The following is a 26,614-nucleotide window of genomic DNA, read 5'->3' as shown; positions in this document are numbered from 1 at the left end:
CGAAACATCATCAAGCCGGATTTGATATCCGGAGAGCACGGATCACACCATGTCCATCATCGCTTTGAATTCATCGAAACCCCGTCCGAACTGGCTGGCCGAGACCCTCGACTGGCTCCGTCACGCCCGGGTCGCGATCAATCTCCCGCACCAGAATGTCGAAGACCTGTCGGACCGGCAACTGCGCGACGTCGGCGCCAGGCGCAAGGACATCGCACGCGCCATGGACCGCGAGACGGGCCGCCTCGGCCTTCTCGACATCGGCTGGCAGCAGCCGGCCCGTAGCCGTAAGGGAATAGGGGAGTAGGGGAGTAGGGGAGTAGGGGAGTAGGGGAGTAGGGGAGTAGGGCAGTATGGCAGTATAGGAATATAGGAAAGCTAAGGCGGCACCGACGCCTATCCCTACTGCCCTACTGCCCTACTGCCCTACTGCCCTACTGCCCTACTGCCCTACTGCCCTACTGCCCTACTGCCCTACTGCCCTACTGCCCTACTGCCTACCTCACCACCCTCACCACCGTCCGGTCCGACAGCAGCGGCAGCAGCCGCGCCATTGTTTGTGCCGTGACAGCCACGCAGCCTTGCGTCGGCGTGAAGCCGGGGCGCGCCAGATGGAAGAAGATGGCGCTGCCGCGCCCGCGCCGGCGCGGCGCCAGGTTCCAGTCGAGCACGAGGCAGGCGTCGTAGAGCCGGTCGTCGCGCCGCATGCGTTCGTGGCTGGCGCCATAGGGAATCTTGACCGGCCTGTTGTAATTGCGGTCGTCGGGCACTTCGCACCAGCCCAGATCAGGCCCGATCGGCGTCATCGCCAGACGAGTCCTGCGGCCGCTGGAGAACTGATCCCCCCGGAAATATCCTGACAGGATCCGCATCGAGGCCAGCGGCGTGGCGCCGTCGCCTTCGCGCTTGTCGGCCGAGATGCCGCCGCGCCCCAGCGCACAGGCAAACACCGTTTTGCCGGCCTGCAGCAGGCCCTGGCTTGGATGACCGGGCCTGGCCCGCACGGTCAGCACGCGCAGCCCTTTTCGCAAAATTGCGCCGGCTGCATTGCGATCGTGTTTTTTCTTGTATGATCGTGCCACGGAACAAATCACTGTGATCGGCTGTTGTGCCGGTCAGCTTCCGCATAAACAGGCAGCGGTCAACTGAATTTTCTTTTCAAAACAACGGATTGATCCATGACTTCACGTACCATTCTGATCGTCGACGACGATGACGACCTGCGCGGCACACTGGTCGAGCAATTGTCCCTCTACGAGGAATTCGACGTGCTGCAGGAATCGACTGCGGCAAAAGGTGTCGCCGCCGCGCGCGGCGGCCTCATCGATCTGCTCATCATGGATGTCGGGCTGCCCGACATGGATGGCCGCGAAGCGGTGAAGATCCTGCGCAAGGGCGGCTACAAGGCGCCCATTATCATGCTCACCGGCCACGACACCGATTCGGATACGATTCTGGGTCTCGAGGCCGGCGCCAACGACTATGTCACGAAGCCGTTCCGCTTCGCCGTGCTGCTTGCGCGCATTCGGGCGCAATTGCGCCAGCATGAGCAGAGCGAGGACGCCACCTTCTCGGTCGGGCCCTACACCTTCAAGCCCAGCCAGAAACTGCTGCTCGACCCGCGCGGCGGCAAGGTACGGCTGACGGAGAAAGAGGCCTCGATCATCAAATATCTCTACCGCGCCGACCAGAAGGTGGTGACGCGCGATGTGCTGCTCGAGGAGGTGTGGGGCTACAATTCCGGCGTCACCACGCACACGCTGGAAACCCATGTCTACCGGCTGCGTCAGAAGATCGAGCGCGATCCTTCCAATGCGGAAATTCTTGTGACAGAAAGCGGTGGCTACAAGCTGGTTCCTTAAACATTTCATTATCCAATGAGCGGCCGGGGCGGGGCCGCTTTCGGGTACGATCCAGTTGGAGGGGGTTTGGATCGACCCGCAGAGGAGGGATTGGACTGACCGTTCGGGGACACAGCTAGATGGCGCTGGATGACGACATCCGCATCCTGTCCGCCGTGAGGCTCTTCGAGGGCTTCACGCAGGAACAGTTGCGCCTGCTCGCCTTTGGTGCCGAGAACACCAGGCTGAGCGCCAACCACAAGCTTTACCGCGAGGAGGACGAGGCCGATTCGGCCTATATCGTGGTCAGCGGCCGCATCGTGCTCTACCGGGAGCACGATGGCGAACGCATCCCGATAGGCACGGCCGGCCCCGGCACGATCCTGAGCGAACTGGCATTGATCGCCGACACCAACCGGCTGACCAGCGCATCGGCCGAGATCGATTCGGAAGTGATACGGCTCAGCCGCAAGATGTTCCGCCGCATCCTGGAGGAGTACCCCGAGGTCGCGGTCAAGCTCCACCAGCGCATCTCCGAGGAATTCCAGGCGATGATCCGCCGCATCGAGGAACTGGCACCACGCTTCTCGGGCTAAGGCACAGATGAACTTCCAACTCGTGCGCGCTGCCGAAAATGACCTGCCCTTCATCATGGCGACCGAACGGCGTGAGGGCTATGACGCCTTTGTCGGGCGCTGGGACGAAGCGCGTCATCGCGAGGCCCTTTTCGACGACAGTCATGCCTATTTTGTCGGTGTCGGCGGTTCAGCGCCGATCGGCTTCGTGATCCTTCGCCACTGGGCCTCGGCCGAGCGCGTGACGCTGGTCAAGCGCATCGCCGTCGTCGCACCAGGGCAAGGCTACGGCAGAATGCTGTTGGCGGCAGCGGTCGAGCGGGTTTTCGTCGAGACCGATGCTTACCGGCTCTGCATTGGCCTTTTCCCGGACAATCATCGCGCCCGGCGCGCCTACGAAGCCGTCGGCTTCACGGCTGAGGGCATTGCGCGCGGCAGCGCGTTCTTCAAGGGCGTGCACCGCGACGAGCTGGTCATGGCGCAACTGCGGCCGGAATGGGAGGATCGCCGGCGGGGTGACCGTCCGGATGCCCGGACCTGAGGGCGAGGTTCCGTTGACAGGCAAGAGGTGAAATCCTACAGAACCCCGAAGGCGGGCGGCGTTGCAGGCACCGCCACCACCAGGCTCCTGGGGGGAGCGAGGCATGCTGCCAGCTCGGTACGAGACGATTATCTTGTATTCCCGCAATGACGCGTTCGGCGACGGGCTGGTCCGGATTCCGGCTTTACGCGCCGCCAGAACCGCATTTCCCGACAGCTTTATCGTCTACGGAACCACCGGGTCATCGACCCTTGACCATGTCCTCAATCGCCATGTCGACCACCTCGTCGATGCGATCAATGTCCGGACGCCCCTGATGCAGCTGGTGGCCAGCCACCGCAAGGGCAAGGGGCGATTGGCCGTTGTCGATTTCCGCATCTCGGGGCGTTGGCTGATTCAGACCTGGGGCTCGCTGCTCGGCCGCGGCATTGCCTATGAAGCGAACTTCCCGGGCTTCGCCCTTTCCTGGCGCCCTGGCCAAAAACCCGAAGCACGACCCGAGCGCAACGCATGGCGCTACCACCGCCTCATCGAGCGTCTCGCTGGCAGACGGTTGCCTTTCGATCACCGGCTGGAGCCCATCCCGGCCGCGCGGGCGACAGCCAGGACCCTGGCGGGCGGCAAGCATGCTCCATTGATCATCATCGCGGCGCATGGTGACGGCGGCAAGCGATTGACCGCGGATCAGGTTGTCGCGGTATCCGCCAGCATGATCGCCGACGGGGCAAACCTCATCTATGTGAAAACACCGGGTGACGGCCCCGATATGGCTGAACTGGCCCAACGCGTGCCGAAATTGCTGCTTGTCGATTCCACTACGGTCGAGGGCGTCAATGTCAGCGACGTTCTGCTGGCGCTCGGAGAGTTTGCCGATCTCTACATTGGTGCCGAAGGCGGTACGGCGCATCTGATGGCTACGGTGATGACACCGATGATCATCGTCAGTGGCGGTGCCAGCATGGCCCGTTGGCGGCCGCTTTCGAGCTGCGTGGACGTGATCGAATCCCGCCATGCAAGTCCAACCGGCCTGGTCGCCAATGTCCCGGCGCCGATCATCATCGAAGCGGCCCAGCGCATGCTGGCGACGCGCCACCGCGATCATCCCCATCTGCTGGATCACGCGGCAGGCCTGTCAGCGCAGCAGGCCTGGGACAACGACACGGCCAACAAGGACTTGAAGCACGCCATTTGAATTTGGAGCGCTGGAAGCCGCGTTTGCAGGCCAGCCTCACCTGAATATCGACGCACCTAATCCAGATCGAACCGAGCGATGACAGGCACATGGTCCGACGGGCGCTCCCAGCCGCGCGCCAGGCGCAGGATCTCGTAGCCGGAAAAGCTGGGCACCAGATTCGGCGACGACCAGACATGGTCTAGCCGCCGGCCGCGGTTCGAGGCTTCCCAATCCTGCGCGCGATAGCTCCACCAGGTGTAGAGCTTCTGCTCATGCGGCACGTTGAGCCGCATCAGGTCGACCCAGTTGCCGGCGAGGCGCATGGCCTCGAAATTTTCCGTCTCGACCGGCGTATGGCTGACCACGTTGAGCAATTGCTTGTGCGACCAGACGTCGTGTTCGAGCGGGGCGATGTTGAGGTCGCCGACCAGCACCGAGCCGGACACCTCGTCATGTTCGGCCCGGATGGCATTCATCTCGGCGACGAAATCGAGCTTGTGCTTGAACTTCCTGTTGATGACGGGATCCGGTTCGTCGCCGCCCGCCGGAACGTAGAAATTGTGCAGCAGGATCGCCGTGCCGCCGGCCCGCACCGTCACCGACAGGTGCCGGCTGTCCTCGATCTCGCAGAAGCGTCGCTTCTCGACCACTTCGATCGGCCGCCGCGCCACCGTCGCGACGCCGTGGTAGCCCTTCTGGCCATGGAAGGCGATGTGCTCGTAGCCGAGCTTGCGGAAGGCCTTTTCGGGAAACAGTTCGTCTGGAACCTTGGTTTCCTGCAGGCAGAGCACGTCAGGCGCATGCTCGACAAGCAGGCGCTCGACGATCGGCATGCGCAGGCGAACGGAGTTGATGTTCCAGGTGGCGATGGAGAAGGGCATTTGGCAATCCAGGACAGCGTACGGCCGGCCAGAACCGATGGGCCCTGACGGGGAAGACGCCTTTTGACGGAGTCAGTCCGGGAAACTGCCAGCCGCAAGCCGCAAAGACAAGCCGGCCAACGCCCGACGAGGCGCGGCCCGGTGCTTTCCACAGCTATAACGAGAGGGCTAGCGCGACTTGTTGGTGTTGAGCTCGCGATTCGCCGTGTAGTCGATGGCGAAAGTATCGGGGGCGAAGCTGACGCCTTCCTTGGTGTTGAAGATCATCACCGTTGTGTCCTTGCCCTGCGCGTCGGTGATCGTCCACTGGCGCAAATCAAAGGTTTTCGGATCGAACATCATCGTGATCTTCGAATTGCCGAACACCGATTTGTCGGCGAGCTGGATGGTGGTGAGGTCATCCTCCTGCTTGACGCTTTTGACGCGGTCGCCGGAGAGGTCGATCCTGGTGTCGAGCAGCAGCTTCAGGGGCGTCTTCGACAGCGGATAGAGATCCGACGTGTTGAGCTTCTTGTTCAGGATGACCACCGACTTTCCGTCTGAAATCACCCGGAAGTTCGAAGAGCCGTCATAGTTGAAGCGGATCTTGCCCGGCCGTTCGAGGAAGAACTTGCCGCCGGTCTGCTCGCCCTTGGGGCCGAACTGCACGAATTCGCCGCTCATCGATTTGACCGAGGAAAAATGGTCGGCGATCTTCTGTGCCGCGGCCGGCACGGCCGCCTGCGCCGAAGCCAGCACCTGGAAGCCGGGCACCGCGTTGAAGGCTGCCGCCCCTGCAAACGCCAGGCCGAGGCCCAGCAACTGACGCCGGGAGGGAGCAAATTTGCTGAGCGCTGAAGGATCATTTTTCATGTCGGTCACTCTCATCTGATTCCTGAGTTGTTCTGGTGCTTGGACCCCCAGTTAGGCTGAAATTTGGCGGGTCAGGCGTCCCTCAGTCGCTTCAACGTCTTGAAAGGTTCAAGGTTGCGAGACCGGGATGTCACAAGGGTCAGGCCTTCTGGTCAGAACTTGTCGTCTTCGGTCGGCACCAGGATCTCGCGCTTGCCGGCATGGTTGGCCGGGCCGACGATACCTTCCTTCTCCATTTTCTCGATGATCGAGGCAGCGCGGTTGTAGCCGATGCCCAGCCGGCGCTGGATATAGCTGGTCGAGGCCTTCCCGTCGCGCAGCACCACGGAAACCGCCTGATCGTAAGGATCGTCGGAATCCTCGAAATTGCTGTTGCCACCACCGCCACTGGCTCCGCCCTTGCCTGACGGCTCGTCGTCGTCCTCGCCGTCATCCTCGGTGATGGCATCGAGATATTCCGGCACGCCCTGCAGCTTCAGATGCGCGACGATCTTCTCGACCTCTTCATCGGCAACGAACGGGCCGTGCACGCGCTGGATACGGCCGCCGCCGGCCATGTAGAGCATGTCGCCCATGCCGAGCAGCTGCTCGGCGCCCTGCTCACCCAGAATGGTGCGGCTGTCGATCTTCGACGTCACCTGGAAGGAGATGCGGGTCGGGAAATTGGCCTTGATGGTGCCGGTGATGACGTCGACCGACGGGCGCTGCGTGGCCATGATGACATGGATGCCGGCCGCGCGCGCCATCTGCGCCAGGCGTTGCACGGCGCCCTCGATGTCCTTGCCGGCGACCATCATCAGGTCGGCCATCTCGTCGATGATGACGACGATATAGGGCATCGGCTCGAGATCGAGGTTCTCGGTCTCGTAGATCGCCTCGCCGGTCTGGCGGTCGAAGCCCGTCTGCACGGTGCGCGAGATCTTTTCGCCCTTCTTGTCCGCCTGGCTGACGCGGGCATTGAAACCGTCGATGTTGCGCACGCCGACCTTGGACATCTTGCGGTAGCGGTCCTCCATCTCGCGCACGGTCCATTTCAGCGCCACCACCGCCTTCTTCGGATCGGTGACGACGGGCGTGAGCAGATGCGGGATGCCGTCATAGACCGAGAGTTCCAGCATCTTCGGATCGATCATGATCAGCCGGCATTCTTCCGGCTTCAGCCGGTAGAGCAGCGACAGGATCATGGTGTTGATGGCGACCGATTTGCCCGAACCGGTGGTGCCGGCGACCAATACGTGCGGCATCTTGGCGATGTCGACGATGACCGCCTCGCCGTTGATGGTCTTGCCCAGCGCCAGCGCCAGCTTGGCCTTCGTCGTCTCGAAATCGCGGCTGGCCAGAATCTCCCTGAGATAGACGGTTTCGCGCTTGGCGTTGGGCAGTTCGATGCCGATGGCGTTGCGGCCGGGCACCACGGCGACACGGCAGGCAATGGCGCTCATCGAGCGCGCTATGTCGTCGGACAGGCCGATGACCCGCGACGATTTGATGCCGGGCGCCGGTTCGAGCTCATAGAGGGTGACGACCGGGCCCGGACGGACGGCGATGATCTCGCCCTTGACGCCGAAATCCTCCAGAACGCCTTCGAGCAGGCGGGCATTCTGTTCCAGCGCATCCTTGGACAGGCTGGCGTCGCGCACCACGTTCTTCGGCTCGGACAGGAAATGCAGCGACGGCATTTCGAAATTTTCGGAGCCGATCAGCGATGTCTGCGCCTCGCGCTGGACGCGGGCGCCGGGCACGGGGCGCGCCGCCGGCGCCTCGACACGGGTGGCGGCATCGGAGCGGAATGGCTGGACCTTGGCGGTCGGCGCCGCGCGCCGCTGGATGGCGGGCTCGTCCTGTTCGAAATCCATGTCGTCGTCGGCTTCGAAGATATCGGCATCGTCGGGGTCGAGCGAGGCGCTGCGGTCATTGACCATGGCGGCGAAGAATTCGGGCTCGACGCGGGCGCGGCCATCCTGACTCATCCGCTGCTCGGCGAACTCGGCCGATTCGACCCGTTCGGCGGCGCGTCGCCAGGCGGTGGAGCGCTGCTCCATCTCCGGCTCGTACTCGTCCCGCTCCTGCCTGCGGCGCACGGCGCGGCGGTGCATCCACGCGCGGAACGAGAGCCACCAATGCGTAATTGCCCCGAGTGCCAGGATGCCCTCGTCGCCTTCGTCCTCGTCATTGTCGAACAAAAGCTCGTCCTCGCGCGGATCGGCGGCAGGCTCGTCCTCCATGACGGCGAAGCCGTTCTTGCGTCCGATCAGCGCCGAGCCAAGGGCAAAGAGCCACAGCGCGGGTGCGGCCAGCAGGATAGCGATGATGCTGGCGATCAGCCCTGTCGGATAGCCGCCGATGACGACGCTGGGGATCTTCAGCACCATGTCGCCGAACACGCCGCCGAGGCCGGTGGGCAGCGGCCAGGTCTTGGGCGGCACGACGCAGCCGGCCATTGCAGCGGCCAGCAGCGCAAAGCCGAACCAGGACAGCCCGCGTTTGGGCAGCCTGTCGACGCCGCGCGCGGAAAACAGCAGGAAGCCCCAGATGACGGCTGGAACCAGCGCCGCGACGGCGGCGAGGCCGAAGAACTGCATGGCGAGGTCGGAGAACACCGCACCTGCATAGCCCATGGCGTTGGTGACGGTGTTGTTCGTCGCGTGGGAGAAGCTCGGATCGGCGACGTTCCAGGTGGCGAGGCTGGCCACGCCAAAGGCGACAGCCAAGAACAGCCCGGCACCGACAAGCCGCCCGACCTGACGCCGCGCGAACGCCTGGATGCCGTGCCCCGTATCGGCCAGCGCAAGCGGTGCTGAAGCCCCTGAACGCATGCTCTTCCCCGTCTGTCATGGACTCGCCGGGTGCGTGGCGCACTTCGGCAGATTCGGGTGTCAGACTATCGGCGGGAAGGTTAAGGGCGCATTAACTATAAGAGGTTGAGATGATCAAACCTCGTTACCGCCGGTTGAGCCGCTTGCTGCCCGAGGTATAGCCGAGAGCGGGCCGCAGGGGTCACCAATTTGGGGAGAGGCATGCAATCCGTCTTCCTTCGCGTGGCGGCTCTGGCCTGGGCGGGGCTCAGTCTCCTGCTCGCCCTGCACTGGTTTGTCGAACTGGGCATGGTGGGCTTCCCGGACGGCTACGTGACGCCCTTTGCCAGAGCGACCGGCCCGCTCCTGCACATCCTCGCCACAGCCTGCCTGGCACAAGGCCTGTATTTTCTGTGCAGAGGTCTTTTCGGCAAGGGATTTGGAATGCCGGGTCTCGGCCTGCGGATTTTGATCGCCGCGGCGCTGACGGTGGCGCCCGTGCTGATTGTCAGGAATTGCCCCCAGTCCCGGGCATGTAGCAGCGCCTACGAGGCGCTGACAGGCACCATGATGGACGACGGCGCCGGCGGATAAAGCTGCCGCCTGCCGAAACGATGGCGGGCCTGCGAGCCCGCCATCGGTCGGTGGCAACAAAAGATCGGGCCTCGGCCCGATCGCGGCAAATCAGTTGGCGCCGCCAAGCGCCTGCAGGTTCGCGCAGAACTCCGCATGCGGCTTGCTCATCGCCGCGTCCTGGCATTCCTTCATCATCGCGTCCTGCTTGTCCTTCGCCATCGAATCCCAGGCGGCCTTGAAATCGGCCTTGGGCTTCATGGTTTTCATGCCGGAATCGGTGAAGAACGGCGCCATGTTGTCCGGTTCATCGAGAGCGCCGGCAAATGCCGTGCCGCTGACCATGGCAAGAGCGAGCGCTCCGAGGCAGATGTTCTTGAGGTTCATGAGATGGTTTCCTTCCCTGTTGTTTGGCACGAGCGTCAGAACGACGATCGTCCCCACAGTTCGGGACCAGAGCGGTCGATGTTTCCTCGAAAATCTTGATCACACGAACGTGATTGCCCGTATCCCGGCATTGGCAGGGCGATTGTACCAAAAAAAGAGGCCCGGACGTGATCCGGGCCTCAATGCGTGAACTCCTTTCGGGAGCGTCACGACGGGATCTCTTCAAAGCAATTCCAGGAAAACCGTGCAGCGCTTTCTGTTCGGAATTGCGTGGCCAGATAAGAGGCCGGCGGGAGGAGGGTTCCGCCGGCCCCGTGGCTAAGCTGGCCTTACGGCACCACTTCGCCATGCTGGGAGATGTCGAGGCCTTCGACCTCTTCCTGGGTCGTCGGACGCAGGCCGACCAGCGCCTTGACGATGTAGAGGATCACGAAGGTGGCAATCGCCGTCCACACGATGGTGACGGCAACGCCGTAGATCTGCTTGCCGAGCGAAGCACCCGCACCGAGGCTGTTGATCGCCGGGTCGGCGAGCACGCCGGTCAGAAGAGCGCCGATGATGCCGCCGACGCCGTGCACGCCGAAGGCATCGAGCGAGTCGTCATAGCCGAACATGTGCTTGACCTTGACCGCCGAGAGGTAGCAGAGGACGCCGGCAACGATGCCGACGATGAAGGCGCCGGTCGGGTTTACGAAGCCGGAAGCAGGCGTCACCGCGACCAGGCCGGCAACCGCACCAGAGATGATGCCGAGCACCGAAGGCTTCTTGGCGACGATCCATTCGGCGAACATCCAGGCCAGAGCCGCCGCGGCGGTGGCAACCTGGGTGTTGAGCATGGCAGCGCCGGCAAGGCCGTCGGCTGCGAGTTCCGAACCGGCGTTGAAGCCGAACCAGCCGACCCACAGCAGCGAAGCGCCGATGACCGAATAGACCAGGTTGTGCGGCGCCATGTTGGTGGTGCCGTAGCCTTCGCGCTTGCCGAGAACCAGGGCGCAGACCAGACCGGCGACACCGGCGTTGATGTGGACAACCGTGCCGCCGGCAAAGTCGAGCACGCCAGCCGTACCGAGGAAGCCGCCGCCCCAGACCCAATGCGCGATCGGCACGTAGACGACGAGCAGCCACAGCGCCATGAAGATCAGCAGCGCCGAGAATTTGAAGCGCTCGGCGAAGGCGCCGGCAATCAGCGCCGGGGTTGATGATGGCGAAGGTCATCTGGAACATCGAGAAGACGAATTCAGGAATGTTCGCGACGCCCGGCAGCCACAGCGAGGCAGTGGTGATGCCGTGATGGAAGAATTTCGAGGTGCCGCCGATATAGCTGTTCACGCCGCCGCCGTCCGAGAAGGCCAGTGAATAGCCGAACATGAACCACAGCACCGTCACCAGGCAGGTGATGGCAAAGCTCTGCATGATGGTGGCGAGCACGTTCTTCTTGCGCACCATGCCGCCATAGAACAGCGCCAGGCCCGGAATGGTCATCATCAGCACGAGCGCCGTCGAGGTCAGCATCCAGGCGGTGTTGCCGGTGTCGAGCACCGGGGTCGGGGCCGCAGCCGGCGCGGCCGCGGCTGCGGCAGGAGCCGCTTCCTGCGCGAAGGCGGCGACCGTGCCCAATGCTGCGAGAACGAGCGAACCCAAAAGGGCGGCTCGTCCCGTCGTCTTCAAGGTGGAAGGAATATTCATTGAACTCTCCATTGGAATACGTGATCGCCGCTCAGAGCGCGTCGGTGTCTGTTTCGCCGGTGCGGATGCGCACCGCCTGATCGATGCCGAAAACGAAGATCTTGCCGTCGCCGATCTGGCCGGTCTTGGCGGCGGCGGTGATGGCTTCGACGGCCTTGTCGACCATGTCGGCACTGACCGCGACTTCGATCTTGATCTTCGGCAGGAAGCTGACCGCGTATTCCGCCCCGCGATAGATTTCCGTATGCCCTTTCTGACGCCCGTAGCCTTTGACTTCGGTGACGGTCAGGCCCTGGATGCCGACGGCGGTAAGCGCTTCGCGTACCTCGTCGAGCTTGAACGGCTTGATGATTGCCATCACGATTTTCATAAGGTTTCACCCTTTGCTGTTGCGGTCCCCCGCGTTTGCACACCTTCACCGATCCCAAAGAGCCGGAGAGTGCCCACGAGGATTCAAGCTCCGTGCCAAGTGCCGAAGCAGGGTGTTAACCCGTTGTAAACAAAGAGATTGAGGAGCTTTCCGACGCAACCTGCTCACAGCTGCGGCGACGCATATGCTTAAAAAGTAGGCAATTTTCGCAAAATGCCTACTCTGCAGGCGATCGCTTGAGCCGGATCAGCCCTTCCTGCGCAACCGAGGCGATCAGCGTGCCGTCGCGGGCAAACAGCGAGCCGCGCGTGAAGCCGCGAGACCCCTGCGTCGACGGGCTGTCCTGCGTGTAGAGCATCCAGTCGTCGAGCGCATGGCTGCGATGGAACCACATGGCGTGGTCGAGGCTCGCCGCCTGGATATCGCGGTCGAAAATGGCGCGGCCATGCGCGAAGGTCGAGGTGTCGAGCAGCGTCATGTCCGACAGATAGGCAAGCACCGCCGCCTGGATGGCGCGGTCCGCCGGCACCGGACCGGTGGTGCGTATCCAGATGTTCTGCTTCGGCTCCAGCTTTTCGCGGCTTGTGTAGTGCTTGAGCATCACCGGCTTCATCTCGATCGGCCGGTCGCGCTCCCAGTAGCGTTTGATGCCTTCGGGCACGGCTTCACCGAACTTGCCCAGCAATTCGCGCTGCGACAGCAAGGTGTCCGGCCCCGGAACGTCCTGCGGCATCGGCACCTGGTGCTCCAGGCCGACCTCATCCTGCTGGAACGAGGCCTCCAGCGAAAAGATCGCCTGGCCGTGCTGGATCGCCACCACGCGCCGCGTGGTGAAGGAGCCGCCGTCGCGGATGCGGTCGACCTCGTAGACGATCGGCACCTTGGTGTCGCCGGGCCGCATGAAATAGCCGTGCAGCGAATGCACATGGCGATCGGGATCGACGGTCCGCTGCGCCGCGACCAGCGCCTGGGCGATGGTCTGGCCGCCGAAGACGCGCTGCCAGTCGAGCAGGGGGCTGCGACCACGATACAGATTGTGTTCCAGCTTCTCGAGGTCGAGAATGCCGAGAAGCTCGTCCATGGCTACCGTCATATTACGCGCCCTCGCATCGGAAGTGTTATGGCGGTTTCCGACAGGACGGACAGGCAGTCAAGGGCGCAAGGCCCGGCCGGCGCGCAAGGAGCGAAGATGATGGAACGCAAGGCGGACGCGAAAACAAAGTCTGGGCTCGATGTTCTGGTCGCTGGCGCCGGCTATGTCGGCTTGGCCGCGGCCGTGTCGCTGAAGCAGGCACGCCCGGGTCTCGCCATCGCTCTCGTCGATGCCGCGCCCGCTGGCGTCTGGCAAAGGGATGGCCGCGCTTCGGCCATTGCCGCCGCCGCCTGCCGCATGCTCGACCAGCTCGGCGTGTGGGCCGAGATCGCGCCGCAGGCGCAGGCGATCACCGAGATGATCATCACCGATTCGCGCACCTCCGACCCGGTGCGTCCGGTGTTCCTGACCTTCGACGGCGAAGTGGCGCCGGGCGAGCCGTTTGCGCATATGGTCGCCAACAGGGTGCTGAACGGCGCCTTGCGGGCCAGTGCGGAAAGGCTCGGCATCGACATCATCGAAGGCGTGGCCGTACAGGGCTTCGAGACCAACGGCGCCGGCATCACCGTGCACCTCGCCGACGGTGCGACGCTGAAGGCCCGGCTGCTGGTCGCCGCCGACGGCGTCAACTCCAAGCTGCGCGACATGGCCGGCATCAAGACGGTGAAGTGGGAATATGGCCAGTCCGGCATCGTCTGCACCGTGGCGCATGAACGCCCGCATAATGGCCGCGCCGAAGAGCATTTCCTGCCGGCGGGGCCTTTCGCCACGCTGCCGCTCAAGCCCGGCGAGGACGGCACCAACCGCTCGTCGATCGTCTGGGTCGAGCGCTCGCAGGATGCCGAGAAGCTGGTCGCCGGTGACGATCTCGTCTTCGAACACGAACTCGAACAGCGTTTTGGCCTGAAGCTTGGCGAGATCCGCGTCGCTGATGCGCCGCGCGCCTGGCCGCTCGGCCTGACCATCGCGCGTGCCTTCGTAGCGCCGCGGGTCGCGCTCGCCGGCGATGCCGCCCACGGCATCCACCCGATCGCCGGCCAGGGCCTCAATCTCGGCTTCAAGGATGTCGCAGCCTTGGCCGAGGTGATCGTCGAGGCCGACCGGCTCGGCCAGGACATCGGCGCGCTCGACGTGCTCGAACGCTACCAGCAGTGGCGCCGCTTCGACACGGTGCAGATGGGCGTCACCACGGACGTGCTGAACCGGCTGTTTTCCAACGACATCGGCCCGCTGCGCACCATCCGCGACATCGGCCTCGGCCTCGTCGAACGCATGCCGCGCCTCAAGGAGTTTTTTATCCGGCAGGCGTCGGGGTTGTCCGCCGGCACACCAAGACTGTTGAAGGGCGAGGCGATCTGAGCGCTGTCGCTCAATTGACTTCGAAGCCGAGCTTCTGCCGCAGCCGCAATATCCTCTGGTCGGATATCTCGAGGCGTTTCTCGCCGCCTTGGGCGGCACGGTTGACCATCTGCAGCAGATCGTTGCGCTCGGCGACATCGAGGCGTTCGCGTAGGAACGGCGCCAGCTTGTCGATGACGATTGTGGTGTCGTCGATCTGTGACGCCGCCCATTTGGCGTAGACCACCGCTTCGTCCGTTTTCTTCTTGTCGGCGATCTCGGAAATCACCGCGCGAATGACGGCCTCGCGCTGCGGCAGGATGGGCCCGTTCTCGGAGACGATGGCGGTGATGAGCGTTGCCGCAGCCACGACCGGATCATCGATCACCGTCAGCGGCGACAGGGCCGCCTGCTTGCGCAGCTTCTTGCGGCGGATGTTGCCTTGCACGCGCCCGACGACGTCCGCAACCTCACGAGCCGCGTCGTTCATCGCCTTCATCCGGTACCACCAGAATGCCGCCGCGCCCAACACGCCAAGGATAGCAATCAAGAACGGCATGCCGACATCCCCTAAGCCGCTGCGACGATAAGAGAACTCGCGCGGTGCTTCAACACGCAAAAGTTGCGCCCGGCGAAGAAACCTCGGCCTCTCCGTCAGGCGCTCCCCACGGCGCCGCCGCCCCAGACGGCGGACCGCAAAGAAATCGCATCTACGATCCCGGCACATTGTAGATCGCGCGCACCTCGATAGTGCCGATTTCGGCCAGCGGAATCTCGCTGGCGATCTCCAGCGCCTCGTCGAGATCATCAGCTTCGATCATGACGAAGCCGAGCAACTGCTCCTTGGTTTCGGCGAACGGGCCGTCGGTGACCAGGCTCTTGCCCTTGCGTCTGCGAAGGGTTTTCGACGTCTTCACCGATTGCAGCGCCTGCGCGATGATCAGTATCCCGCGTTGGTCCAATGACCGGTCATGAGCCAGCGAGTCGGCATCGAGCTTGGCCAGACGCTCTGTCGTCATGGCATGGAGATCTTTTTCCTCACCGTAGACCAGGCAAACATATTTCATCTTCTAGCTCCTTTGGGATGAGGCGATCAGGCCGTCGGTCCGGCCCTTGCCCACGGCTGCATGATCGAGAATGCACACCGCAATCCCGATGATGGCAACCGCCGCCAGAAACCGGCCGAAGCAGGAGATGGGCTGGTGCATCCAGTCGGCCTCCTGCCCGCCGACATTTCGGCCGGTGTTTTTCCACTGCGCGCAAAACAGCATATTCATGTGAACCTCCATCCGGCCATCACTTGCGTGGCCGCCCGCAGGACGGGCGAGGTCCGTCGGAGTCGACATTTTTGCATCTGCATTTCTTCAAAAAGATTTCGCCACCAGCGCCGACACCGTGCCGTGGTTCAAAGTGCGCAGTGGCCTTCGCGCCCGCGCGCGCTATAGTTGACCGGACGCGGGCTCAGCCCCGACACCGAGTCACGACAACCAAGGAGGAATTCATGGACCGCACCGCAAACGCCGTCTGGAAAGGCAATCTGAAAGAGGGCAAGGGCACGCTCGACACCCAGAGCGGAACCCTGAAGGGCACGCCCTATTCGTTCAAGGCGCGCTTCGAGGACGAGAGCGGCAAATCGGGGACCAATCCGGAAGAGCTGATCGCCGCCGCGCACGCCGGCTGCTTTGCCATGCAGTTCTCGCATTTCCTGGCCGAGAACGGCACGCCTGCCACCGAACTCGACGCCAAGGCCGTGGTGACGCTGGTTCCAGGCACGGGGATCACCGGCAGCGCACTCACCGTGGTCGGCAAGGTGCCGGGCATCGATGCCGCGAAATTTGGCGAGCTCGCCGAAAAAGCCAAGGCCGGATGCCCGGTCTCGAAGGCGCTCGGCGCCATAAACGTATCGCTCGACGCCAGGCTCGGCTGAGAACGCTGCACCCGGTGTGAAAACCCGGCGCGAACGCTCAGGCGCGCGCCGGGACCTACGCGCCCAGCGCGTCTAGCCGGGCGCGAAGTGAAGCGACTTCCTGCTCCAGCGCCTCCAACCGTACCTCCAGGTCGGAAGCAGGCAGGGCCGAAGCACTCCGCTGCGCCGAAAGGGCTGCAACGTCCACCGGGCCGCTGAGGAGATGCACGTAGCGGTCCTCGCGCTGGCCTGGTCCGCGCGGGATTTCCTGGATGAGTGGCGGTCGGCGACCGATCAGCATATCGAGTTCGGCGCGCAGATCCTCGATCGACGGGAACCGCGCCATGCGCTCGCCCCGCGCCAGCAGTTCATGTGCCGTCTGCGGCCCGCGCAGCAACAGCAGGCCGATCAAAGCGGTCTGCGGCGTGGTCAGCGAGAAGCGCTGCGCCATCTGGTGCTCGTAGCGCTCGACGCGCGAGCCGAACATCTGCCGCACCAGCCCCTTCTGTTCGAGCAGCTTAAGCCCCCGGTGCACCTCGACCTGTTCCAGCGCCATCACCGGCTCGCGCGCCGTCTTCTGGTTGGCGGCGGCAAGTGCTGCATTGAGCGTCAGCGGATAGATATCCGGCGTCAGCTCCTTCTTCTCGATCAGGCAGCCGAGTATGCGCGCTTCGATAGGGGAAAGGATGGGAAGGTCATCGCTCATAGGATTGCAATCCTTTCTGAAGGTGACGGGACAGCGCCCCCCTTTGGCCTGCCGGACATCTCCCGGGAGATCGGGAGCTTCGCCGAGAGCGCGTCATCCTTCAACCTTGGAGATTGGCGAAAGCCGCGATGATGGCCAATCTCCCCACCCGTGGGGGTTGAGGAACGGTCCGCAGCGCTCGAAAAGCCAATCGCTTGGCTTTTCGAGCGACGAACGTCCCGCAGGACAGAGGGGGGGGCGCGAAGGATCGCTGCGTTGAAAACTGCCGCGAATGAGCCGCAGAAGCTAAACCCTTCTCTCCACCATCATCTTCTTGATCTCGGCGATCGCCTTGGCCGGGTTGAGGCCCTTGGGGCAGGTCTGCGCGCAGTTCATGATGGTGTGGCAGCGATAGAGCCGGAACGGATCTTCGAGATTGTCGAGCCGCTCGCCCTTGGCCTCGTCGCGGCTATCGATCAGCCAGCGATAGGCCTGCAAAAGCGTTGCCGGGCCGAGATAGCGGTCGCCGTTCCACCAGTAGCTTGGGCACGAGGTCGAGCAGCACGCGCACAATATGCACTCGTAGAGCCCATCGAGCTTCTCGCGGTCCTCATGGCTTTGCAGCCATTCCTTGGCCGGCTCCGGCGACACCGTCTTCAACCAGGGCTGGATCGACGCATGCTGGGCGTAGAAATTGGTGAGGTCCGGAACCAGGTCCTTGACCACCTGCATATGCGGCAGCGGGTAGACCTTGACGGCGCCGGAAATGTCGTCGCAGCCCTTGGTGCAGGCCAGCGTGTTGGAGCCGTCGATGTTCATGGCGCAGGAGCCGCAAATGCCTTCGCGGCAGGAGCGCCTCAAGGTCAGCGTCGGGTCGATCTTGTTCTTGATCCAGAGAAGCGCGTCGAGCACCATCGGCCCACAATCGTCCATGTCGACGAAGTAGGTGTCGATGCGCGGGTTCTCGTCATCGTCCGGCGACCAGCGGTAGATCCGGTATTCCCGCAGATTGGTGGCGCCCTCCGGCTTGGGCCAGGTCTTGCCCTGCTGGATCTTCGAGTTCTTGGGAAGCGTCAGTTCGACCATTACCTGCGGTCCTTTCGGATGACGAGCTTCAGCCCGGACCAGATTTCATTGACGGCGGCGACCTTGACGTCGACAAGGTCGCGCTTCAGCGCCTCGGCGCGTACGACACCCTCGGTGACGTCGGTCGGCACGTTCGATGCCTTCTTCGGCCATGACACCCAGACCATGCCGTCGCGCTTGATCGCCGCCTCGACATCGCCGAGGCGATCCTCGATTTCGGCGCGCTGCCGGGTGAAGGCATGGACGGCGTCATATTTCAGGGTCGTTGCCGAGATGTCAGACCAGTCGGCCAACCGGTCGACTTGGGCGAAGTCGACGGCATCAGTGAGATCGCTGAGGTCATCGGGCAGCGCGATGAAGGCGGCGGTCATGCCGTCCTTCAGGCCTAGCTTGGCCGGAAGAGGCGTGCCGGAATATCCCGCTGCCGTCGTCGGCGCCATCGTCAGTACACCCTGGCCTTCGGCGCGATCTTGGCCGGGTTGATACCGCCGTCTTCTTCCTTGAGCTGCAGTTCGGTGTGCACCGGCCGGTAGCTGAGAGTCACCTTGCCGTCTTCGCTCACCTTGGCCAGCGTGTGCTTGCGCCAGACCTTGTCGTCGCGCGCCGAAAAGTCCTCCCGCGCATGCGCGCCACGGCTTTCCTTGCGCGCCGCGGCGCCATAGACCGTGGTGATGGCATTGGCCATCAGGTTTTCCAGTTCCAGCGTTTCGACCAGGTCCGAATTCCAGATCATCGAGCGGTCGGAAACCTTGATATCCTTGAGTTCGCCCCAGATCTGCGAAATGCGCTTGCAGCCGTTGTCCAGCGATTCCTGCGTGCGAAACACCGCCGCGTCTTCCTGCATCGCCTTCTGCATCTTCTCGCGCAGCACCGCTGTCGGCGTCGAGCCATTGGCGTGGCGCAGCCGGTCGAAACGGTCCATGATCTTTTCGACCGAGGCCTCGTTGGGCGAAGGGATCGCCGAATTACGGTCGATCACCTGGCCGGCCCGGATCGCCGCCGCGCGGCCGAACACCACCAGATCGATCAGCGAATTCGAGCCGAGCCGGTTGGCGCCATGCACCGAAGCGCAGCCGGCTTCGCCGACCGCCATCAGTCCGGGCGATACCCTGTCCGGGCTTTGCGCCGTCGGGTTGAGCACCTCGCCCCAGTAGTTGGTCGGCACGCCGCCCATATTGTAGTGCACCGTCGGCAGCACCGGGATCGGCTCCTTGGTCAGGTCGACGCCGGCAAAGATCTTGGCCGATTCCGAAATGCCCGGCAGCCGCTCATGCAGCACGGCCGGATCGAGGTGGTCGAGATGCAGGAAGATGTGGTCCTTCTTCGGGCCGACGCCGCGGCCCTCGCGGATTTCCAGCGTCATGCAACGCGAGACGACGTCGCGCGAGGCAAGGTCCTTGGCCGACGGCGCGTAGCGCTCCATGAAGCGCTCACCCTCCGAATTGACGAGATAGCCACCCTCGCCGCGCGCGCCCTCGGTGATCAGGCAGCCGGCGCCATAGATGCCGGTCGGATGGAACTGCACGAATTCCATGTCTTGAAGCGGGAAGCCGGCGCGCGCGGCCATGCCGCCGCCATCGCCGGTGCAGGTATGCGCCGAGGTGGCCGAGAAATAGGTGCGGCCGTAGCCGCCCGTCGCCAGCACCACCATCTTGGCCGAGAAGCGGTGGATGGTGCCGTCGTCGAGATTCCAGGCGACGACGCCGGTGCAGGTGCCGTCTGGCTCCATGATCAGGTCAAGCGCGAAATACTCGATGAAGAACTGCGCATTATGCTTCAGCGACTGGCCGTAGAGCGTGTGCAGCATGGCATGGCCGGTGCGGTCGGCGGCGGCGCATGTGCGCTGCACGGGCGGGCCTTCACCGAAATTCATCATCATGCCGCCGAACGGCCGTTGATAGATCTTGCCCTCTTCGGTGCGCGAGAACGGCACGCCGTAATGTTCGAGTTCATAGACAGCGGCGGGTGCCTGCTGGACCATGTATTCCTGCGCGTCGATGTCGCCCAGCCAGTCCGAACCCTTGACGGTGTCGAAGAGATGCCATTGCCAATTGTCGGGACCCATATTGGCAAGCGAGGCGGCAATGCCGCCTTGCGCCGCCACGGTGTGCGAGCGTGTCGGGAACACCTTGGTGATGCAGGCGGTGCGCAAGCCCTGTTCGGCCATGCCGAGCGTGGCGCGCAGGCCGGCGCCGCCGGCGCCGACGACCACCACGTCGAACTTGTGGTCGACAAAGGTGTAGCCCGCCGTGTTGGCTTGTTTTGCGTCCTTGGCCAACTCAGCCTCCGAATGTCAGCTTGAACAGGGCGAAGATCGAGGCGACGCCAACCGCTATGGTGAAAAATGTGTTGAGCGCGATCAGCGCCAACTTCATGCCTTCGCCATGCACGTAATCCTCGATGATCACCTGCATGCCGAGCCGCATATGGGTGAGCCCGGAGATGAGCACCAGGGCCAACACCAGCGCCACGAACGGATTGGCAAGCGCTGCCCGCACATGCTCATAGCCGGCGCCGTTGAGCGCGATCAGGAAACCGACGAAGAACAGCGTCAGCGGGATGTTGGCGATCGCGGTCAGGCGCTGGCGCCAGAAATGTCCGGTGCCCTCGCGGGCGGAACCCAGGCCGCGAACCTTCGCCAGCGGTGTGCGCATGTCGGAGTTGTTGCCGCTCATGATCAGGCTCCCCGCGCCATATAGCCGGCGATCCAGATCAGCAGCGTGAGCAGGATCGAGCCGGCCAGCGTCGCCCAGGCAATCTTCGAGGCCGTGTGCTTTTCGAGACCGGCGCCAGTATCCCAGACCAGATGGCGCACGCCACCCAGCATGTGATGCATCAGCGCCCAGGTGTAGCCGAACAGGATCAACCGGCCGAGCCAGGTGCCGAAGGCCCAGTTGACCCAGTCGAACGTCGCCTGCGAGCTTGCCGCCGCCATCAGCCACAGGGCGACCAGCAGCGTGCCGAAATACAGCGCACCGCCGGTGATGCGATGGATAATCGACATCGTCATGGTGATCGGCGGCCGGTACACGCGTCAGATGCGGCGAAATCGGCCGTTCACGTCTGGCGAATTCGCGGGTGGCTGGTGATTTGCTCATGGCTCCCCCAGTTCGGCGTCTCTGGAGCCGCAGGTGGAAATGCGGCATTGCCGCTTCCGGTTGCGACTTCGGACAGCCGGTTTCTAATGCTCTTTTTGCACCGCGTCAAAGCCAGAAAACCGTTTCGAAAACGTAATTTAGTCTGACTAAAAGGCAGCCTCGGGCTTCAATCGATTAGGGGCTGGGGCCCGAGGCCGGCTCGATATCGCTGCAGTGCAACATGTCTGGCTCTTGGGGCTTGGCCGTGTTGAGATTCGCGTTAGCGTTTGCAGGTCTGCGGCGTCGACCCCTTCTTCATCACCAGCGCCTCGCGTCCGTCGATCACGATTGCGTCATGCGTGGCCGCCTGGTAGCGGCTGCTCTGGTTGGCAGGCGACGCCGCAAACTCCTCGGTCGCGCCGTCGGACCCGACCACACGCAACGACGTACCGAGATTTTGGATGGTAATCATACCGTTGTTGCCGCATCTGTAGGTGGCCGTGCCTATGCCGGATCGCGGCGCAGTAAGGTCGGTGATGATCTTGGTTGCAGCTGCCGGGGGCGCCGCCGCTGCGATGGATTGCTGAGCCGGCGCAGGCGAGACGACGGTATTGGCGGCCTTCGGCGCGCTGCCCTGTGGCACACAGGCAGCGACGATAACGAGCAACGGGAAAACAGACACCCGAAACGTCCCGCGTAGCGCCATATGCCGTCCTCCCGCGCGGCAAACCAGCCGCGATGCTTTGCCAAGATCGAGGTCATCCCGACGCCGAGACGGACACCGGCCGCGATGGTGCGGCCAAGCATGGCCGAATGATGGCCACCGGGTTTTCCATCCAGTCGGATATTAACGGATATTAACCATGTTTACCGAGACATCGCCGCGAAACGCGTCAGCCTCTTAACAAAGGTTAAGAAAACGTTAATTTCTGATTCGAGGAGGCTTTCCTCAAGACACGGAGGACGCCATGCGTTCGAATTCGGGCAGATCGCGCCTTGCGGCGCTCATAGTGGCGGCCTCGGTCGTTGGCCTGGCAGCGCCAGCGCTCGCTGGCGCGCGGCATCAGGATCGCGTCTATGCCGATTCCTTCGGCAATCTCGTCATCGATAGCGCCGCCGGCTACAAGCGCATCCTCGTCGGCGAAGGCAGGCTGGCCAAGCAACTGTCCGACTACACCAGCGCCGGCCAACCCAAGGTGATCTACGAGAACGAGGCCGACGAGATATCAGGCTACGGCGATTGCTACCGGCCGCCGGTGCTGGTGAAGGGCCGCTCCTATATGTACGGTCTCTCCGACGGCGAAATGCCAGAACTCAGCCCCTGCCGCTAGACTCTTTGTTTGGACGCAATTCCCAAGGGAAAGCGCTATGCGCTTTTCCCGGGAAAACCGTTTCACACTTTTCCTGGAATTGCTCTGGCTTCCATTCCGGCTGACGACCAGTTGCCGGCCGGCCCGGCGGAGACGCGCACGCAATCGCGTCCGGCATTCTTCGCCTGGTAGAGCGCCTGGTCGGCGCGCCGCATCAGGTCGGCAAAGTCTTCGCTCGGATGAAGTTCGGCGACGCCGAAGCTCGCGGTGCAGCGGTTGTCCGCCGGCAATCCGTCGATGGGCAGCGCGCCGAAGGCGCTGCGCGTGCCCTCGGCAAACAGCCGGGCGGCGGCAAGGTTGGTTCCCGGCAGGATGATGGCGAACTCCTCGCCACCAATACGGCCGGCAACATGATGCCCGGCGGCGGCTTCGCGCAGGAAGCTTGCAAAAGTCTCGATCACCCGGTCGCCGGACGCATGGCCAAAACTGTCGTTGACGCTCTTGAAATGATCGAGATCGGCTATCACCAGCGCGACCGGCACGCCTTGCCGCATCGCGCCAAGCACCGCCAGTTCGGCATGGCGGGTGAAGCCGCCGCGGTTGAGCAGGCGCGAAAGCGTGTCCGTCTCCGACTTCGACGTCACCTCGGCGAGCACGTCGCGAACCAGGATGGCCAGCATCAGCAGTGCCAGCGCCAGCGCAAAGACAGTGCCGAGCGACTGCGACACCAGCGCGTAGTTGCTTTGCAGATAGGCCTGCGGATTGGCGCCCCAGCCGCCAAGCGCATGCGCGATGAACGGCTTGGAGGCAAACTGCAGGCCGCTCGCCGCCAGCACGGCCATCAATATGCGATCGAGACGGGCGGGCCTTTGCCTCGATGACCAGACGATGGCCAGCCCGATGAATTGCATGACCGCATAGGGAAGCTGATAGGCCATCATGCGGACCAGCGACTGGCGCGGCAGGTCCTGCACGAAATACACAGCTATGGTGGTGGCGACCAGGAACAACAGCATCGGCAGCCAAGGCGGCGCCACGCCGTATTTGCGGGCAAGTCCGCCATTGAACGCAATGGTGGCGCCAAGGAAGACCGCGAAGGCGGCAACGACCGGGAGCCGCGCGTCGGTGAAAGCGGGAATGCTGAATTCGATGGCCGAATAGGCCATGCCCAGCAGATAGCCTGACGCCAGCCAGCGCGCCGGCGCGCGGCCGACATCGTGGAAGGCGACCGCCATGAAGGATGCCGCCAGCAGCCCGGCTACCGACAAATTGATCAACAGGATGAAGTTGGCGCCGCTCATGTTCTACCCGCACCCGCACCGACAGCTAAACATCGACGGGCGAAGAAGACGTTAACGCCGGCCCGGCCGGACAGGATCAGCCGGTCTTGAACGGCTCCGGCACGAACGCCGTTTCCGGCCGCTCATAGGACAGGCGCACGCTGTCGCGGCCGTTCTTCTTGGCCTTGTAGAGTGCGTCGTCGGCACGGCGCATCAGCGGCTCCAAAGCCTCGTCACCGCTGCGGGCCGCCACGCCGAAGCTGGCTGTCACCTTCGTCCCGGCGGGAAGCCCGTCGACTTGGCCGGCCGAATAGAGCGTTCGCACCGCCTCGGCGAACAGCCGCGCGGCGGCGAGATCGCTGAGTGGCAGCAGCACGGCGAATTCCTCTCCGCCGATACGCCCGGCAACACCGCGCGCGCCCGCCGCCGACCGAAGCTTGGCGGCGAAGTCGGCGATCACGCGATCGCCCGCCGCATGCCCGTGCACATCGTTGAGCGCCTTGAAATGATCGAGGTCGGCCAGCACCAGCGCGACCGGGAACCGGGCCGAGGCGCAGTGCCGCAGGAGAACCATACCTCGCTCCTCGAAACCACGCCGGTTGAGCAGACCCGACAGCGGGTCGGTATAGGTCTCGGTCTTGAGCGCTTTCATCACATCGAGTGCCGCGGCCGAGAACAGGCACAGCGCAATGAGCAGCGACAGCAGCGCGTGCGACAGCAGCGCCGTCGTCCAGTAGGACGAGCCATAGAAGCCGTCATAGCTGGTGAAGGGCCCGTGCGCGATGACGACGACAAGGGTGCGCACGAAGAAGTTGACGCCCGACAGCAGCGACAGCACGAACAGTATGTTTTCGGTCGGGCCGTTGCGGCGCACCGGGCGCAGTTCGGCGGCGACCAGAAGACTGATCCCGCCGAAAGCGAAATTCATCGCCAGGATGCGCCAGGTGAGATCCGGCGCGACGAACAGGAACCAGCACAACGACGCCAGGCCGCCGCCCGCCAGCACGCCGATGCCCACATAGGGCACCTTGCGGCCATAGCGGTGGACGATGGCGCTGGACAGGCAGCAGCCGGCGATGGTGAAGCAGATGTTCGACGCCAGCTTGGTCAGCGGCATGCCGATCGGCAAGGTGAAATACTGCAGCAGGAAGCCGACCGCCGAGAGGCTGTAGCTGATCGCCAGCACGACCAGATAGGGGCGGTGGCGTTGATAGGACCATAGCACGAGGAACGCGGCGCCGAGCGCCAACGCGATTGTCGGGTTGAGCAGCGCTATGAGCAGACCCGTGTCCAAACGACTGTAATTTCCCCGCTTACGCCGGGGAAGACCTTAGAGCGCAAGCCCAAACAAGCGGTTAAGCGAAAGCGAACATGTCAACGAACCGGATGAAAAAGGCCCCGGAGCCGCAAAGCGGTCCGGGGCCTGGTAGGTGTTCGAAGCTGGGCGCTCCGGAGTTACTTCCACTCGCGGATGTCGACGAAGTGGCCGGCGATAGCCGCCGCCGCCGCCATCGCCGGCGACACCAGATGGGTGCGGCCCTTGAACCCTTGCCGACCCTCGAAATTACGGTTCGAGGTCGAGGCGCAGCGCTCATGCGGCTTGAGCCGGTCGTCGTTCATGGCAAGGCACATCGAGCAGCCCGGCTCGCGCCAGTCGAAGCCGGCGGCGACAAAAATCTTGTCGAGGCCTTCGGCTTCCGCCTGTTCCTTGACCAGGCCGGAGCCCGGCACGATCATCGCATCGACATGGGGGCTGACCGTCTTGCCTTCGACCACCTTGGCGACGGCGCGCAGATCCTCGATACGGCCATTGGTGCAGGAACCGATGAAGACGCGGTCGAGCGTGATGTCGGTGATCTTGGTGCCCGGCGTCAGCCCCATATAGTCGAGCGCGCGCTGCTTCGAGGTACGCTTGTTTTCGTCAGTGATATCGTCCGGGTTCGGCACAATGCCTTGCACCGACACGACGTCCTCGGGCGAGGAGCCCCAGGAGACGATCGGAGGCAGCTTGGCCGCGTCGAGCACGATCACCTTGTCGAAATGCGCGCCCTCGTCGGACTGCAGCGTCTTCCAGTATTCGAGTGCCGCATCCCAGGCCGCGCCCTTCGGGGCGCGCGGCTTGTCCTTGACGTAAGCGAAGGTGGTCTCGTCGGCGGCGATCAGGCCGGCGCGCGCGCCGCCTTCGATCGACATGTTGCAGATCGTCATGCGGCCTTCCATCGACAGCGCACGGATCGCCTCGCCGGCATATTCGATGACATAGCCGGTGCCGCCGGCGGTGCCGATCTCGCCGATGATGGCCAGGATGATGTCCTTGGCGGTGACGCCTTCCGGCAACTTGCCGTCGACGCGCACCAGCATGTTCTTGGCCTTGCGCTGGATCAGCGTCTGCGTCGCCAGCACATGCTCGACCTCCGACGTGCCGATGCCATGCGCCAGCGCGCCGAAGGCGCCGTGGGTCGAGGTGTGGCTGTCGCCGCAGACGATGGTCATGCCGGGCAGGGTAAAGCCCTGCTCCGGACCGATGATGTGAACGATGCCCTGGCGGATATCGTTCTCGGAATAATATTCGACGCCGAAATCCTTGGCGTTCTTGGCCAACGCCTCGACCTGGATGCGGCTTTCCTCGTTCTTGATGCCGAACTTGCGCTCGGGCGAGGTCGAGACATTGTGATCGACCACGGCCAGCGTCTTTTCCGGATGCCGGACTTTTCTGCCGGTCATGCGCAGGCCTTCGAAGGCCTGCGGGCTGGTCACTTCATGGACGAGGTGGCGGTCGATGTAGAGCAGGCAGGTGCCGTCGTCCTGGCGGTCGACGACATGGTCGTCGAAAATCTTGTCGTAGAGGGTGCGCGGTGCGCTCATGTGCGTAAATCCGTCGATATGAGAATAGGAAGAGCAGACGCCTGACTTTCGGCCCGGCGAAACGACCTGGACAGGTCGGCCTAGGGTAGTCGGCTGGTCAGCGCCCCGGACACGCGCGCGGAGAAGCGCGACGGCAGGCGTTTCCTGTCCTGCAGCACGAACCCCTTGTAGGCCGGATCGCCAAAAAGCTCTTCCATGGCGTGGCTCATACCAATGTTTTGGGTTTTCGGCAATTGCGAAGGGCGCGCCAAGGTCGGCAAGCTCGCGCCTTTCCTCTACCCCGTCGATCGGGGGAGAGG

29 protein-coding genes and 2 pseudogenes are annotated in these 26,614 nt (G+C 63.6%); 9 read left to right on the top strand and 22 right to left on the bottom strand.

Annotated features, from left to right (window positions below):
- The first annotated feature begins 49 nt into the window (after positions 1 to 49).
- The gene (locus ACZ89F_RS33515; RefSeq protein WP_476096525.1) at positions 50 to 307 is read left to right on the top strand and encodes a hypothetical protein; all 258 of its coding nucleotides are present in this window, start codon (positions 50 to 52) and stop codon (positions 305 to 307) included.
- A 190-nt stretch (positions 308 to 497) separates the two neighbouring features.
- Here the strand turns inward: ACZ89F_RS33515 and ACZ89F_RS33510 are convergent, their stop codons facing one another.
- Positions 498 to 1,034 carry a L,D-transpeptidase family protein gene (locus tag ACZ89F_RS33510; RefSeq protein ID WP_476097449.1) on the bottom strand — a complete coding sequence of 179 codons (537 nt, stop codon included), beginning with the start codon at positions 1,032 to 1,034 and terminating at the stop codon, positions 498 to 500.
- Positions 1,035 to 1,178: 144 nt separating this feature from the next.
- Here ACZ89F_RS33510 and ACZ89F_RS33505 point away from each other — a divergent pair, with 144 nt between their 5' ends.
- From ACZ89F_RS33505 to ACZ89F_RS33490, 4 genes are all read left to right on the top strand, one after another.
- Positions 1,179 to 1,862, top strand: coding sequence for a response regulator transcription factor (locus ACZ89F_RS33505; protein WP_013528898.1), 684 nt, complete (start codon positions 1,179 to 1,181; stop codon positions 1,860 to 1,862).
- 119 nt (positions 1,863 to 1,981) lie between these two features.
- Positions 1,982 to 2,437 carry a Crp/Fnr family transcriptional regulator gene (locus ACZ89F_RS33500; RefSeq protein ID WP_476096524.1) on the top strand — a complete coding sequence of 152 codons (456 nt, stop codon included), beginning with the start codon at positions 1,982 to 1,984 and terminating at the stop codon, positions 2,435 to 2,437.
- Positions 2,438 to 2,444: 7 nt separating this feature from the next.
- Positions 2,445 to 2,957: a GNAT family N-acetyltransferase gene (locus ACZ89F_RS33495; protein WP_476096523.1), complete on the top strand. Its 513-nt coding sequence runs from the start codon at positions 2,445 to 2,447 to the stop codon at positions 2,955 to 2,957.
- Between the two features lie 61 nt (positions 2,958 to 3,018).
- Positions 3,019 to 4,149: a glycosyltransferase family 9 protein gene (locus ACZ89F_RS33490; protein WP_476096522.1), complete on the top strand. Its 1,131-nt coding sequence runs from the start codon at positions 3,019 to 3,021 to the stop codon at positions 4,147 to 4,149.
- A 56-nt stretch (positions 4,150 to 4,205) separates the two neighbouring features.
- Here the strand turns inward: ACZ89F_RS33490 and ACZ89F_RS33485 are convergent, their stop codons facing one another.
- The 3 genes from ACZ89F_RS33485 to ACZ89F_RS33475 form a co-directional block, all read right to left on the bottom strand.
- A complete protein-coding gene (locus ACZ89F_RS33485; protein WP_476096521.1) occupies positions 4,206 to 5,012 on the bottom strand; it encodes an exodeoxyribonuclease III in 807 nt (268 codons plus the stop codon).
- 168 nt (positions 5,013 to 5,180) lie between these two features.
- Entirely contained in the window at positions 5,181 to 5,864 is a 684-nt protein-coding gene (locus ACZ89F_RS33480) for an outer-membrane lipoprotein carrier protein LolA (RefSeq protein WP_136618089.1), read from the bottom strand.
- Between the two features lie 152 nt (positions 5,865 to 6,016).
- Positions 6,017 to 8,680 (bottom strand): DNA translocase FtsK, encoded by a 2,664-nt coding sequence (locus ACZ89F_RS33475; RefSeq protein ID WP_476096520.1) that lies wholly within the window; start codon positions 8,678 to 8,680, stop codon positions 6,017 to 6,019.
- 201 nt (positions 8,681 to 8,881) lie between these two features.
- Here ACZ89F_RS33475 and ACZ89F_RS33470 point away from each other — a divergent pair, with 201 nt between their 5' ends.
- Positions 8,882 to 9,253, top strand: a complete 372-nt coding sequence (locus ACZ89F_RS33470; protein WP_476096519.1) for a hypothetical protein — start codon at positions 8,882 to 8,884, stop codon at positions 9,251 to 9,253.
- A gap of 90 nt (positions 9,254 to 9,343) precedes the next feature.
- Here ACZ89F_RS33470 and ACZ89F_RS33465 read toward each other — a convergent pair whose 3' ends face one another.
- The 4 genes and pseudogenes from ACZ89F_RS33465 to tesB form a co-directional block, all read right to left on the bottom strand.
- Complete coding sequence (locus ACZ89F_RS33465) at positions 9,344 to 9,619, bottom strand: hypothetical protein (RefSeq protein ID WP_476096518.1); 276 nt, start codon at positions 9,617 to 9,619, stop codon at positions 9,344 to 9,346.
- 329 nt (positions 9,620 to 9,948) lie between these two features.
- Positions 9,949 to 11,305, bottom strand: a pseudogene (locus tag ACZ89F_RS33460) (ammonium transporter).
- Between the two features lie 31 nt (positions 11,306 to 11,336).
- A complete protein-coding gene (locus tag ACZ89F_RS33455) occupies positions 11,337 to 11,675 on the bottom strand; it encodes a P-II family nitrogen regulator (RefSeq protein WP_013528889.1) in 339 nt (112 codons plus the stop codon).
- Between the two features lie 217 nt (positions 11,676 to 11,892).
- Positions 11,893 to 12,768, bottom strand: coding sequence for an acyl-CoA thioesterase II (gene tesB / locus ACZ89F_RS33450; protein ID WP_476096517.1), 876 nt, complete (start codon positions 12,766 to 12,768; stop codon positions 11,893 to 11,895).
- A gap of 99 nt (positions 12,769 to 12,867) precedes the next feature.
- Between tesB and ACZ89F_RS33445 the strand changes: the two genes are divergently transcribed.
- Positions 12,868 to 14,127, top strand: a complete 1,260-nt coding sequence (locus tag ACZ89F_RS33445; protein WP_476097448.1) for a ubiquinone biosynthesis hydroxylase — start codon at positions 12,868 to 12,870, stop codon at positions 14,125 to 14,127.
- Positions 14,128 to 14,137: 10 nt separating this feature from the next.
- Here the strand turns inward: ACZ89F_RS33445 and ACZ89F_RS33440 are convergent, their stop codons facing one another.
- The 3 genes from ACZ89F_RS33440 to ACZ89F_RS33430 all read right to left on the bottom strand — a co-directional run bounded on the left by ACZ89F_RS33440 (position 14,138) and on the right by ACZ89F_RS33430 (position 15,452).
- Positions 14,138 to 14,665: a hypothetical protein gene (locus ACZ89F_RS33440; RefSeq protein WP_476096516.1), complete on the bottom strand. Its 528-nt coding sequence runs from the start codon at positions 14,663 to 14,665 to the stop codon at positions 14,138 to 14,140.
- A 151-nt stretch (positions 14,666 to 14,816) separates the two neighbouring features.
- Complete coding sequence (locus ACZ89F_RS33435; protein WP_476096515.1) at positions 14,817 to 15,173, bottom strand: YciI family protein; 357 nt, start codon at positions 15,171 to 15,173, stop codon at positions 14,817 to 14,819.
- A 3-nt stretch (positions 15,174 to 15,176) separates the two neighbouring features.
- Positions 15,177 to 15,452, bottom strand: coding sequence for a hypothetical protein (locus ACZ89F_RS33430; protein ID WP_476096514.1), 276 nt, complete (start codon positions 15,450 to 15,452; stop codon positions 15,177 to 15,179).
- Positions 15,453 to 15,607: 155 nt separating this feature from the next.
- On the opposite strand from ACZ89F_RS33430, the gene ACZ89F_RS33425 reads away from it, so the two are divergent.
- Positions 15,608 to 16,033 carry an OsmC family protein gene (locus ACZ89F_RS33425; RefSeq protein ID WP_183447204.1) on the top strand — a complete coding sequence of 142 codons (426 nt, stop codon included), beginning with the start codon at positions 15,608 to 15,610 and terminating at the stop codon, positions 16,031 to 16,033.
- Between the two features lie 55 nt (positions 16,034 to 16,088).
- Here the strand turns inward: ACZ89F_RS33425 and ACZ89F_RS33420 are convergent, their stop codons facing one another.
- The 7 genes and pseudogenes from ACZ89F_RS33420 to ACZ89F_RS33390 form a co-directional block, all read right to left on the bottom strand.
- A complete protein-coding gene (locus tag ACZ89F_RS33420; RefSeq protein ID WP_476096513.1) occupies positions 16,089 to 16,718 on the bottom strand; it encodes a YceH family protein in 630 nt (209 codons plus the stop codon).
- A gap of 285 nt (positions 16,719 to 17,003) precedes the next feature.
- Complete coding sequence (locus ACZ89F_RS33415) at positions 17,004 to 17,783, bottom strand: succinate dehydrogenase iron-sulfur subunit (protein ID WP_109663877.1); 780 nt, start codon at positions 17,781 to 17,783, stop codon at positions 17,004 to 17,006.
- Positions 17,783 to 18,223, bottom strand: coding sequence for a DUF3052 family protein (locus ACZ89F_RS33410; protein ID WP_476096512.1), 441 nt, complete (start codon positions 18,221 to 18,223; stop codon positions 17,783 to 17,785). Before ACZ89F_RS33410 ends, ACZ89F_RS33415 begins: the two co-directional genes overlap by 1 nt.
- A gap of 2 nt (positions 18,224 to 18,225) precedes the next feature.
- Positions 18,226 to 20,061, bottom strand: a complete 1,836-nt coding sequence (gene sdhA / locus ACZ89F_RS33405) for a succinate dehydrogenase flavoprotein subunit (RefSeq protein ID WP_476096511.1) — start codon at positions 20,059 to 20,061, stop codon at positions 18,226 to 18,228.
- Position 20,062: 1 nt separating this feature from the next.
- The gene (sdhD, locus tag ACZ89F_RS33400; RefSeq protein ID WP_476096510.1) at positions 20,063 to 20,458 is read right to left on the bottom strand and encodes a succinate dehydrogenase, hydrophobic membrane anchor protein; all 396 of its coding nucleotides are present in this window, start codon (positions 20,456 to 20,458) and stop codon (positions 20,063 to 20,065) included.
- Between the two features lie 2 nt (positions 20,459 to 20,460).
- A pseudogene (gene sdhC / locus ACZ89F_RS33395) lies at positions 20,461 to 20,881 on the bottom strand (succinate dehydrogenase, cytochrome b556 subunit).
- 259 nt (positions 20,882 to 21,140) lie between these two features.
- A complete protein-coding gene (locus ACZ89F_RS33390; protein ID WP_476096509.1) occupies positions 21,141 to 21,566 on the bottom strand; it encodes a hypothetical protein in 426 nt (141 codons plus the stop codon).
- 262 nt (positions 21,567 to 21,828) lie between these two features.
- Between ACZ89F_RS33390 and ACZ89F_RS33385 the strand changes: the two genes are divergently transcribed.
- Positions 21,829 to 22,191 carry a hypothetical protein gene (locus ACZ89F_RS33385; RefSeq protein WP_476096508.1) on the top strand — a complete coding sequence of 121 codons (363 nt, stop codon included), beginning with the start codon at positions 21,829 to 21,831 and terminating at the stop codon, positions 22,189 to 22,191.
- Positions 22,192 to 22,253: 62 nt separating this feature from the next.
- On the opposite strand, the gene ACZ89F_RS33380 is transcribed toward ACZ89F_RS33385, so the two are convergent.
- The 4 genes from ACZ89F_RS33380 to ACZ89F_RS33365 all read right to left on the bottom strand — a co-directional run bounded on the left by ACZ89F_RS33380 (position 22,254) and on the right by ACZ89F_RS33365 (position 26,575).
- Positions 22,254 to 23,471, bottom strand: coding sequence for a GGDEF domain-containing protein (locus ACZ89F_RS33380; protein ID WP_476096507.1), 1,218 nt, complete (start codon positions 23,469 to 23,471; stop codon positions 22,254 to 22,256).
- Positions 23,472 to 23,547: 76 nt separating this feature from the next.
- The gene (locus tag ACZ89F_RS33375; protein WP_476096506.1) at positions 23,548 to 24,744 is read right to left on the bottom strand and encodes a GGDEF domain-containing protein; all 1,197 of its coding nucleotides are present in this window, start codon (positions 24,742 to 24,744) and stop codon (positions 23,548 to 23,550) included.
- 161 nt (positions 24,745 to 24,905) lie between these two features.
- Positions 24,906 to 26,315, bottom strand: a complete 1,410-nt coding sequence (gene leuC / locus ACZ89F_RS33370; RefSeq protein ID WP_476096505.1) for a 3-isopropylmalate dehydratase large subunit — start codon at positions 26,313 to 26,315, stop codon at positions 24,906 to 24,908.
- Between the two features lie 80 nt (positions 26,316 to 26,395).
- Complete coding sequence (locus ACZ89F_RS33365) at positions 26,396 to 26,575, bottom strand: hypothetical protein (protein WP_476097488.1); 180 nt, start codon at positions 26,573 to 26,575, stop codon at positions 26,396 to 26,398.
- Positions 26,576 to 26,614: the final 39 nt, after the last annotated feature.

This window comes from Mesorhizobium sp. USDA 3734 (assembly GCF_056279665.1).
This window is presented reverse-complemented; position numbering and strand designations above follow the sequence as displayed.

What these genes read in the sequence shown, in the direction of transcription:
- ACZ89F_RS33425 (WP_183447204.1), top strand. Translation starts at nt 15,608, where the DNA reads ATGGACCGCACCGCAAACGCCGTCTGGAAAGGCAATCTGAAAGAGGGC.
- ACZ89F_RS33415 (WP_109663877.1), bottom strand. Translation starts at nt 17,783, where the DNA reads ATGGTCGAACTGACGCTTCCCAAGAACTCGAAGATCCAGCAGGGCAAG.
- ACZ89F_RS33445 (WP_476097448.1), top strand. Translation starts at nt 12,868, where the DNA reads ATGGAACGCAAGGCGGACGCGAAAACAAAGTCTGGGCTCGATGTTCTG.
- ACZ89F_RS33495 (WP_476096523.1), top strand. Translation starts at nt 2,445, where the DNA reads ATGAACTTCCAACTCGTGCGCGCTGCCGAAAATGACCTGCCCTTCATC.
- tesB (WP_476096517.1), bottom strand. Translation starts at nt 12,768, where the DNA reads ATGACGGTAGCCATGGACGAGCTTCTCGGCATTCTCGACCTCGAGAAG.
- ACZ89F_RS33505 (WP_013528898.1), top strand. Translation starts at nt 1,179, where the DNA reads ATGACTTCACGTACCATTCTGATCGTCGACGACGATGACGACCTGCGC.
- ACZ89F_RS33410 (WP_476096512.1), bottom strand. Translation starts at nt 18,223, where the DNA reads ATGGCGCCGACGACGGCAGCGGGATATTCCGGCACGCCTCTTCCGGCC.
- ACZ89F_RS33485 (WP_476096521.1), bottom strand. Translation starts at nt 5,012, where the DNA reads ATGCCCTTCTCCATCGCCACCTGGAACATCAACTCCGTTCGCCTGCGC.
- sdhD (WP_476096510.1), bottom strand. Translation starts at nt 20,458, where the DNA reads ATGAGCGGCAACAACTCCGACATGCGCACACCGCTGGCGAAGGTTCGC.
- ACZ89F_RS33380 (WP_476096507.1), bottom strand. Translation starts at nt 23,471, where the DNA reads ATGAGCGGCGCCAACTTCATCCTGTTGATCAATTTGTCGGTAGCCGGG.
- ACZ89F_RS33455 (WP_013528889.1), bottom strand. Translation starts at nt 11,675, where the DNA reads ATGAAAATCGTGATGGCAATCATCAAGCCGTTCAAGCTCGACGAGGTA.
- ACZ89F_RS33500 (WP_476096524.1), top strand. Translation starts at nt 1,982, where the DNA reads ATGGCGCTGGATGACGACATCCGCATCCTGTCCGCCGTGAGGCTCTTC.
- leuC (WP_476096505.1), bottom strand. Translation starts at nt 26,315, where the DNA reads ATGAGCGCACCGCGCACCCTCTACGACAAGATTTTCGACGACCATGTC.
- ACZ89F_RS33470 (WP_476096519.1), top strand. Translation starts at nt 8,882, where the DNA reads ATGCAATCCGTCTTCCTTCGCGTGGCGGCTCTGGCCTGGGCGGGGCTC.
- ACZ89F_RS33480 (WP_136618089.1), bottom strand. Translation starts at nt 5,864, where the DNA reads ATGAAAAATGATCCTTCAGCGCTCAGCAAATTTGCTCCCTCCCGGCGT.
- ACZ89F_RS33430 (WP_476096514.1), bottom strand. Translation starts at nt 15,452, where the DNA reads ATGTCGACTCCGACGGACCTCGCCCGTCCTGCGGGCGGCCACGCAAGT.
- ACZ89F_RS33420 (WP_476096513.1), bottom strand. Translation starts at nt 16,718, where the DNA reads ATGAGCGATGACCTTCCCATCCTTTCCCCTATCGAAGCGCGCATACTC.
- ACZ89F_RS33390 (WP_476096509.1), bottom strand. Translation starts at nt 21,566, where the DNA reads ATGGCGCTACGCGGGACGTTTCGGGTGTCTGTTTTCCCGTTGCTCGTT.
- ACZ89F_RS33515 (WP_476096525.1), top strand. Translation starts at nt 50, where the DNA reads ATGTCCATCATCGCTTTGAATTCATCGAAACCCCGTCCGAACTGGCTG.
- ACZ89F_RS33465 (WP_476096518.1), bottom strand. Translation starts at nt 9,619, where the DNA reads ATGAACCTCAAGAACATCTGCCTCGGAGCGCTCGCTCTTGCCATGGTC.
- ACZ89F_RS33475 (WP_476096520.1), bottom strand. Translation starts at nt 8,680, where the DNA reads ATGCGTTCAGGGGCTTCAGCACCGCTTGCGCTGGCCGATACGGGGCAC.
- ACZ89F_RS33385 (WP_476096508.1), top strand. Translation starts at nt 21,829, where the DNA reads ATGCGTTCGAATTCGGGCAGATCGCGCCTTGCGGCGCTCATAGTGGCG.
- ACZ89F_RS33435 (WP_476096515.1), bottom strand. Translation starts at nt 15,173, where the DNA reads ATGAAATATGTTTGCCTGGTCTACGGTGAGGAAAAAGATCTCCATGCC.
- ACZ89F_RS33440 (WP_476096516.1), bottom strand. Translation starts at nt 14,665, where the DNA reads ATGCCGTTCTTGATTGCTATCCTTGGCGTGTTGGGCGCGGCGGCATTC.